This is a genomic window from Amycolatopsis palatopharyngis (assembly GCF_003385185.1).
GTDB lineage: Bacteria > Actinomycetota > Actinomycetes > Mycobacteriales > Pseudonocardiaceae > Amycolatopsis > Amycolatopsis palatopharyngis.
Genome location: NZ_PQHZ01000005.1, coordinates 224,571 through 232,050 on the forward strand (window position 1 = coordinate 224,571; position 7,480 = coordinate 232,050).

The following is a 7,480-nucleotide window of genomic DNA, read 5'->3' on the forward strand; positions in this document are numbered from 1 at the left end:
CGGGGAGATCCACGACGAACGGACCGTAGCTGGCCTTACAGCTGCTCCGTCTCTGCGTAATCCTGGCCATCGTCGTGGCCGTTGTCCGAAATACCGTCGGTGATGCTGTCGACGCCCTCGGACCAGCCTTCGCCGTCGTAGCTGGCGGCGGCCGCCGTCGGGTCGAACCCGGGGGGGCTGTCCTTGAGCGCGAGGCCCAGGCCGACGAGCTTGAGCTTCACCTCGTCGATCGACTTCGCACCGAAGTTCCGAATGTCGAGCAGGTCCGCCTCGCTGCGGGACACCAGCTCGCCAACCGTGTGGATACCCTCGCGCTTGAGGCAGTTGTACGACCGGACAGTGAGGTCCAGGTCCTCGATCGGCATCGCGTAGGCGGCGATGGTGTCCGCCTCCTGCGGCGACGGCCCGATCTCGATGCCCTCCGCGTCGACGTTCAGCTCACGTGCGAGACCGAACAGCTCCACCAGAGTCTTACCTGCCGACGCGACCGCGTCCCGCGGTGTGATCGACGGCTTCGTCTCCACGTCGAGGATCAGCTTGTCGAAGTCGGTGCGCTGCTCGACACGGGTCGCCTCGACCTTGTACGTCACCTTGAGCACCGGCGAGTAGATCGAGTCGACCGGAATCCGGCCGATCTCCGCACCGGCCTGCTTGTTCTGCAGTGCGGGCACGTAGCCACGGCCGCGCTCGACGACCAGCTCGATCTCCAGCTTGCCCTTGCCGTTGAGCGAGGCAATGTGCAGATCGGGGTTGTGCACGGTGACACCGGCCGGCGGCACGATGTCGGCAGCGGTGACCTCACCAGGCCCCTGCTTGCGCAGGTACATGGTGACCGGCTCGTCCTCCTCGGAGCTCACGACGAGTTCCTTGAGGTTCAGGATGATGTCGGTGACATCTTCCTTGACCCCGGGAACCGTGGTGAACTCGTGCAGCACGCCGTCGATGCGGATGCTCGTCACGGCTGCCCCCGGAATGGAGGACAGCAGCGTACGCCGCAGCGAGTTGCCGAGCGTGTAGCCGAAGCCTGGCTCGAGCGGCTCGATGGTGAACCGGGACCGTGTCTCGTTGACAGTCTCTTCGCCGAGACCCGGCCGCTGTGAAATCAGCATTGTTCTTTCTTCCTCTCCTGCCGACGCCCGCCATTTGACGCCGAAAGGTATGGCGTAGCGGTGGCGCACTCTGGGCGCCACCGCCCGGTCCCGTCCGGGCCATATGGCCCGGCTGGGATCACTTCGAGTAGAACTCGACGATCAGCTGTTCCTGAACCGGAACGTCAATCTGTGCACGCTCGGGCAGCTGGTGCACCAGAACCCGCAGGTTGGACTGCACGACCTGCAGCCAGCCCGGGATCGGACGCTCACCGAAGGACTCCTTGGCCGCCACGAACGGCAGCATCTGCATCGACTTCGGCTTGACGTCGATGATGTCCCACTTGCTGACCTGGAAGCTGGGCACGTTGACCTTCTTGCCATTGACCAGGAAGTGGCCGTGGCTGACCAGCTGGCGCGCCTGGCGCCGGGTCCGGGCGATGCCGGACCGGTAGATCACGTTGTCGAGCCGCGACTCAAGGATCTGCAGCAGGTTCTCACCGGTCTTGCCGGTGCGCCGTGCAGCCTCCTTGTAGTAGCGGCTGAACTGCCGCTCGAGGATGCCGTAGGTGTGGCGAGCCTTCTGCTTCTCCTGAAGCTGAAGCAGGTACTCGCTCTCCTTGATCCGGCCACGGCCGTGCTGGCCGGGCGGGTAAGGACGACGCTCGAATGCCTGGTCGCCGCCAATGAGGTCAACCTTGAGGCGACGCGAGATACGAGTCGCGGGGCCGGTGTAACGAGCCATTTCTTCTTACTCCTCCCCGTTCCTCAGACCCGGCGCCGCTTGGGCGGGCGGCAGCCGTTGTGGGGCTGCGGGGTCACGTCCTGGATGGTGCCGACCTCGAGCCCGGCCGCCTGCAGCGAACGGATCGCGGTCTCCCGGCCGGAGCCGGGGCCCTTGACGAACACGTCGACCTTCTTCATCCCGTGCTCGGCGGCCTTGCGGGCCGCGCTCTCAGCAGCCATCTGTGCGGCGAACGGCGTGGACTTACGCGAGCCCTTGAAGCCGACGTGCCCGGAGGACGCCCAGGAGATCACCGCACCGGTGGGATCGGTGATCGAGACGATGGTGTTGTTGAACGTGCTCTTGATGTGCGCGTGACCGTGCGCGACGTTCTTCTTTTCCTTGCGCCGGACTTTCTTCGCGCCGGCAGCGCGTGTCTTCGGTGGCATGTCTGGGTGATTCTCCTCGTTAGCGCGAGTTCTCGTGGTGAGCGGCGGCTGCGTCCCTGGCTTCCCGCTGCCCGCGCCGGATCACTGAACCGGCATCGGTGTACAGCTGGCGCAGGGCCATCGGGCGGGCGTAGAGCGCCTTCGGCGAAACGCACGAGGTCGTGCGGTGACGCTGAGCGCCACCGACCTGCACGAGCCTCTTGCCGCGGACACTCACTTCTTGCCAGCCTTCTTCTTGCCGGCGACCGTCTTCTTCGGACCCTTCCGGGTGCGCGCGTTGGTCTTGGTGCGCTGTCCGCGCACGGGAAGACCACGGCGCCACCGCAGACCCTCGTAGCATCCGATCTCGATCTTCCGGCGGATGTCGGCGTTCACCTCGCGGCGAAGGTCACCCTCGACCTTGAAGTTCTCTTCGAGGTAGTCCCGCAGCTTCACCAGGTCCTCATCGCTGAGGTCCTTCACGCGGGTGTCCGCGCTCAGTTCCGTCCCAGCGATCATTTCCTTCGAGCGGGTCCGGCCAATGCCGAAAATATAAGTAAGCGCAATCTCCAACCGCTTCTCGCGGGGGAGATCAACGCCAGCGAGTCGTGCCATGGGCGATGTGCTCCTCAATCTGTTCGATCTTCAGGTCTGCTCCCCGTCCGCTCCCGGGACCGACTCGCTGTCGTGCCATCCGCTTGCGCGGCTGGTGTCCCGGCCCCGGCCTGAAGTCCGGGGGTGAACCGGGTCGCGGGGCGACCCGGCAGGTGCGGGGAGATTTGTTTAGCTGTCAATCCACTCTGAACGAGTGCGGGTGATCAGCCCTGCCGCTGCTTGTGCCGCAGGTTGTCGCAGATCACCATAATCCGGCCGTGACGCCGGACAATCTGGCACTTGTCGCAGATCTTCTTGACGCTCGGTTGAACCTTCACGTCTCCTGCTCTCCTGCTTGTGCTCTGCTCGCCGTGATCACTTGTAGCGGTAGACGATGCGACCACGGGACAAGTCGTAGGGCGAGAGCTCTACGACAACCCTGTCCTCAGGCAGGATACGGATGTAGTGCTGCCGCATCTTGCCGCTGATGTGTGCAAGGACCTTATGGCCGTTCTCCAACTCGACGCGAAACATCGCGTTGGGAAGCGGCTCGATTACGCGGCCTTCGACCTCGATGGCCCCGTCCTTCTTGCCCATGTCCTCCGCGTTTCGTGATTGGTTGAGCGGTGAGTGCTTACCTGGCTGGTGCCAACACGCACGCCACCCCGACCCCAAGTGCCGCGAGAGTTCACGAGCGCGATGGACTCGGCGTGATGAGCATGCCGACTTGACAGTGTACGCAGCCTGTGTCGCGGCCCCCAATCGGGGTCCGACTGTGCTACCAGGACGAGGGTCCGCAGGCCACGCGAACGAGTGACAGTCGTCGACAACGACAGCTCGCCACGCTGCGTAAACAGCCTCGCCCGGCAGATATGAGCCCGCGGGACGAACTCCAGGATGCCCGAAAACAGCCAGCCCTGCACCCGCGACTCGACCCGACAGATTACGTAACAACGTTACGGCGGTCGGTTCCGTCTAGCTGAGTGCCTTTAGCGGGCTAAGTGTCGTCACCGCGGTGGACTTGACCAGCTGCGGGTCAGACAGCCGTCTCGGGCTGCGTCAGCACCCAGGGACCTTCTTCTGTGATCGCGACGGTGTGTTCCCAGTGGGCAGCCCTCGAGCCGTCGGCGGTCACCACGGTCCATCCGTCGGCGAGCTCGACCGTCTCGCCACTTCCGCCGGTCAGCATCGGCTCGATGGCCAGTGCCATTCCGACCTTCAGCTTCGGCCCCTTCCCCGGCTTGCCGAGATTGGGCAGGAACGGCTCCATATGCATCTCGGTGCCGATGCCATGACCGCCGTACTCAGCGATCATGCCGTATTCGACCCCATCGGCCTTTGCCACACGCTCCGCAGCCGTCTGCACCGCGTGCGAGATGTCGGTCAGCCTGCGGCCCGCTGCCACCGACTCTATGCCGGCCCACATCGCCGCTCTGGTGGCGGCGGACAGCGCGCGATCCGGCTCCGACACTTCGCCGACCTCGATCGTCACCGCCGAGTCGCCGTGCCATCCATCCAAGATCGCACCGCAGTCCACAGAGAGCAGATCGCCCTCGGAGAGCTCCTGATCCGTGGACGGGATCCCGTGCACGATCTGTTCGTTCAATGAGGCACAGATCGACCCCGGAAAGCCGTGGTACCCCTTGAACGAGGGGATCGCGTCTGCTTCCCGGATGGTCTGTTCAGCCAACTCATCGAGTTCAGCGGTCGTCACACCAGGCCTGGCGGCCGCGGTCACCGCCGCGAGCGTGCGCGCGACCACCAACCCGGCCGCACGCATGGCCTCCAGCTCGCCACGCGTCTTAATCTCGATCATGCGCCCACGCCGGAACATCTGGACGACTCGAAATCCACTGAGATTCACTCGCGATTGCGCAATGCATCCAACACCCGCGACGAAACCTCGTCGACATCACCGACGCCATCGACGGTGACCAGGATGTCGGAGTAGTGCTCGAACAATGGGGCGGTCTCCGAGGCGTACACCTGCTGGCGGCGCCGGATCACGTCCTCAGTGTCGTCGGAGCGTCCACGGGACAGCAGCCGCTGCACGACAACGTCCTCGGCAACCTGAAGCTGAATCACCGCGTCGAGCGCGGTGTCGGACTCGGCGAGCATTTCGCCGAGAACGCCAGCCTGTCGCGTGTTTCGCGGGAAGCCGTCGAGCAGGAAGCCGGCCTTGGCGTCGGGCTCGTTGAGTCGCTCGCGCACCATTTCATTGGTAACCGAATCGGGAACGAGCTCACCGGAGTCCAGGTAGCGCTTCGCTTCCTGTCCCAACGGGGTTTGCTCACCGACATGTGCGCGGAAGAGGTCACCGGTGGAGATGTGGGGCACACCGAGCTTCTCGGACAACGCCGTTGCCTGGGTGCCCTTCCCCGCGCCTGGCGGACCGACGAGAACAACTCGCGTCATCGGAGGAACCCTTCATAATTGCGCTGCATCAGCTGGCTTTCGATCTGCTTCATGGTATCGAGCCCGACACCGACCATGATGAGTACGGCCGTGCCACCGAACGGGAAGTTCTGGTTGTTCCCTTGATCGGTGATGGACAAGAAGAAGTTCGGCAGGATCGCTACCAAACCGAGGTAGATCGAGCCAGGGAAGGTAATCCGACTGAGCACGAAGTTGAGGTACTCGGCGGTCGGTCGTCCCGGCCTGATGCCAGGAATGAAGCCGCCGAACTTCTTCATCTCCTCCGCACGCTCATCCACGTTGAAGGTGATCGTGATGTAGAAGTAAGTGAAGAAGATGATCAGCGCGAAGTACAGCAAGATGTGCACGACGCTCGACTGGTCGACCACGTAGTTCTGCAGGAAGACCTGCCAGCCGGAGGCGCTGTTCGGATCGCCGACCAGGCGGCTGATGAGGTCCGGCAGGTACAGCAGCGACGACCCGAAGATCACCGGGATGACGCCGGCCTGGTTCACCTTGATCGGCAGGTAAGTGGAGGTGCCGCCGTACATCCGGCGACCGATCATCCGCTTGGCGTACTGCACCGGAATGCGGCGCTGCCCCTGCTCGACGAAGACGACGCTGGCGATGATCGCCAGCGCGAGGATGCAGACGAACGTGAAGACGAGGCCACCCTGGTTGCTCAGGATGTTCGCGCCTTCCGCCGGAATGCGGGCCGCGATGTTCAGGAAGATCAGCACCGACATGCCGTTACCGACACCGCGCTCCGTGATCAGCTCACCCAGCCACATCATGACCGCGGTACCGGCGGTCATCGTGACGACGATCAGCGCGAGTGCGTAGACGCTGTTGTCCGGGATGACCGCCTGCGGGCAGTCCTGGAACAGCGCGCCGCGATCGGCGAGCGCCACGACGCCGGTGGCCTGGAGGATCGCCAGAGCGATGGTCAGGTACCGGGTGTACTGCGTGAGCTTGCTCTGCCCGGACTGTCCTTCCTTCTTCAACTCCTCGAAGCGGGGGATCACCACGGTGAGCAGCTGAACGATGATGCTCGCGGTGATGTACGGCATGATGCCGGTCGAGAAGATGGACAGCTGCAGGAGCGCCCCACCACTGAACAGGTTCAGCAGCGAGTAGATGCCCTGTTCTTCGACCTGCGCTTGACAAGCCTGAACGTTGGGATACGAAACCCCAGGCGCTGGAGTGACGGCACCGATTCGGTACACCGCCACGATCATCAGCGTGAACAGGATTTTCTTGCGCAGGTCCGGCGTCGCGAGAGCCGAGCGGAAGGCGCTGAGCACGCGGGGGACCTCCTCGGCGTCGTCGGTGATCAACCGACGATCGGCTTGGCCGGCACTGTGGCCGGCAGGAACACACTTTCACTGACTGGGCAAGCCAGGAACGCTTCGGGGCACATCTGTCCCGAAGCGTGCCGCCGACTCTAACAGCCCCTTGGCGAACCTCGGCAACGCATAGGGCAAATACCGACGGAGGTCGGAACACCCGCACCCCGTGCGCGTTCCTTCCCGTCCCTCGACGACCAGGAACGCGCCCCGGGGTCGCCGTGGGACGACATTTAGCCCGCTAAAGGCGCACGGGGGTATCGGGCGCCCCGGAACGCGTTCAGCGGGCTAAATGCTCTAGCAGTCGGTACTGGTCTCCTGCACCTTGGCGTCCCAGGCCGGGTTGGAGTCAGGCCCGTCGACCACCACGTTGTGGACGTACCAGTAGTAGTGGCCGTAGTAGCGGTCACCGAAGTGCATCTCGTAGGTGCCGCGCACCTTCTGGCGCATGGGTGCGGCAAAGATGTCCACGGCCTGGTAGAGGGGCCGAGTTCGTGGCGGATCTCGTCGGCCTTGGAAGTCGTCCAACTCCACTCACGCTGGTAACTGGTCTCGAAGCCGACCTCGAACACCTCCCCGAGCGTCGCCTTCGCCGAAATGGTCACCCCCACGCTGTTGGTGGTCGTCTCAGAGGACTCCCAGCGGATCACCCGTGTGGACTTGCCCGGCGAGCAGTTCAGGGAGCCGATCAGGTGAGGCACGCTCGGATGAGCGCGCGAGAAGGGCGAGGAAGTGCACTCAGCCCGCTAAAGGCAGGAAGGGCGACCCAGCCCCGGGGAGGTGCCCCGGCACGACACTCAGCCCGCTAAAGGCGCTACCCGGGCCGGGGACGACGCGGTCTGGTGTCGCGCTGGCGGGCCGGGGGCAGTGGGGCTGGCGGAGTGG

General features: G+C 64.3%; 11 protein-coding genes. All 11 read right to left on the reverse strand.

Going from position 1 to position 7,480, the window contains the following annotated elements; all coding sequences use genetic code 11:
* Positions 1 to 35: 35 nt before the first annotated feature.
* The 11 genes from D0C15_RS05850 to D0C15_RS34945 all read right to left on the reverse strand — a co-directional run bounded on the left by D0C15_RS05850 (position 36) and on the right by D0C15_RS34945 (position 7,045).
* Positions 36 to 1,109, reverse strand: coding sequence for a DNA-directed RNA polymerase subunit alpha (locus tag D0C15_RS05850; protein WP_091673794.1), 1,074 nt, complete (start codon positions 1,107 to 1,109; stop codon positions 36 to 38).
* Between the two features lie 118 nt (positions 1,110 to 1,227).
* A complete protein-coding gene (gene rpsD / locus D0C15_RS05855; protein ID WP_116041427.1) occupies positions 1,228 to 1,833 on the reverse strand; it encodes a 30S ribosomal protein S4 in 606 nt (201 codons plus the stop codon).
* A 23-nt stretch (positions 1,834 to 1,856) separates the two neighbouring features.
* Positions 1,857 to 2,261 carry a 30S ribosomal protein S11 gene (gene rpsK, locus D0C15_RS05860; RefSeq protein ID WP_091673792.1) on the reverse strand — a complete coding sequence of 135 codons (405 nt, stop codon included), beginning with the start codon at positions 2,259 to 2,261 and terminating at the stop codon, positions 1,857 to 1,859.
* A 19-nt stretch (positions 2,262 to 2,280) separates the two neighbouring features.
* On the reverse strand, positions 2,281 to 2,478 hold the full coding sequence (locus D0C15_RS05865) for a hypothetical protein (protein WP_116041429.1): 198 nt from the start codon (positions 2,476 to 2,478) through the stop codon (positions 2,281 to 2,283).
* Complete coding sequence (gene rpsM, locus D0C15_RS05870; protein WP_116041431.1) at positions 2,475 to 2,855, reverse strand: 30S ribosomal protein S13; 381 nt, start codon at positions 2,853 to 2,855, stop codon at positions 2,475 to 2,477. The genes D0C15_RS05865 and rpsM overlap by 4 nt, the downstream gene beginning before the upstream one ends.
* A 203-nt stretch (positions 2,856 to 3,058) precedes the next feature.
* Positions 3,059 to 3,172 carry a 50S ribosomal protein L36 gene (gene rpmJ, locus D0C15_RS05875; RefSeq protein WP_091673789.1) on the reverse strand — a complete coding sequence of 38 codons (114 nt, stop codon included), beginning with the start codon at positions 3,170 to 3,172 and terminating at the stop codon, positions 3,059 to 3,061.
* A gap of 37 nt (positions 3,173 to 3,209) precedes the next feature.
* Positions 3,210 to 3,431, reverse strand: coding sequence for a translation initiation factor IF-1 (gene infA, locus D0C15_RS05880; protein WP_009948665.1), 222 nt, complete (start codon positions 3,429 to 3,431; stop codon positions 3,210 to 3,212).
* A 439-nt stretch (positions 3,432 to 3,870) separates the two neighbouring features.
* A complete protein-coding gene (gene map / locus D0C15_RS05885) occupies positions 3,871 to 4,650 on the reverse strand; it encodes a type I methionyl aminopeptidase (protein ID WP_116041433.1) in 780 nt (259 codons plus the stop codon).
* A 44-nt stretch (positions 4,651 to 4,694) separates the two neighbouring features.
* Positions 4,695 to 5,249, reverse strand: a complete 555-nt coding sequence (locus tag D0C15_RS05890; protein ID WP_116041435.1) for an adenylate kinase — start codon at positions 5,247 to 5,249, stop codon at positions 4,695 to 4,697.
* Positions 5,246 to 6,553 (reverse strand): preprotein translocase subunit SecY, encoded by a 1,308-nt coding sequence (gene secY, locus D0C15_RS05895; RefSeq protein WP_116041506.1) that lies wholly within the window; start codon positions 6,551 to 6,553, stop codon positions 5,246 to 5,248. The genes D0C15_RS05890 and secY overlap by 4 nt, the downstream gene beginning before the upstream one ends.
* 339 nt (positions 6,554 to 6,892) lie before the next feature.
* Positions 6,893 to 7,045 carry a hypothetical protein gene (locus D0C15_RS34945; RefSeq protein ID WP_245975588.1) on the reverse strand — a complete coding sequence of 51 codons (153 nt, stop codon included), beginning with the start codon at positions 7,043 to 7,045 and terminating at the stop codon, positions 6,893 to 6,895.
* Positions 7,046 to 7,480: the final 435 nt, after the last annotated feature.

What these genes read in the sequence shown, in the direction of transcription:
- D0C15_RS05850 (WP_091673794.1), bottom strand. Translation starts at nt 1,109, where the DNA reads ATGCTGATTTCACAGCGGCCGGGTCTCGGCGAAGAGACTGTCAACGAG.
- map (WP_116041433.1), bottom strand. Translation starts at nt 4,650, where the DNA reads ATGATCGAGATTAAGACGCGTGGCGAGCTGGAGGCCATGCGTGCGGCC.
- rpsK (WP_091673792.1), bottom strand. Translation starts at nt 2,261, where the DNA reads ATGCCACCGAAGACACGCGCTGCCGGCGCGAAGAAAGTCCGGCGCAAG.
- infA (WP_009948665.1), bottom strand. Translation starts at nt 3,431, where the DNA reads ATGGGCAAGAAGGACGGGGCCATCGAGGTCGAAGGCCGCGTAATCGAG.
- rpsD (WP_116041427.1), bottom strand. Translation starts at nt 1,833, where the DNA reads ATGGCTCGTTACACCGGCCCCGCGACTCGTATCTCGCGTCGCCTCAAG.
- D0C15_RS34945 (WP_245975588.1), bottom strand. Translation starts at nt 7,045, where the DNA reads ATGCGCCAGAAGGTGCGCGGCACCTACGAGATGCACTTCGGTGACCGC.
- rpsM (WP_116041431.1), bottom strand. Translation starts at nt 2,855, where the DNA reads ATGGCACGACTCGCTGGCGTTGATCTCCCCCGCGAGAAGCGGTTGGAG.
- D0C15_RS05890 (WP_116041435.1), bottom strand. Translation starts at nt 5,249, where the DNA reads ATGACGCGAGTTGTTCTCGTCGGTCCGCCAGGCGCGGGGAAGGGCACC.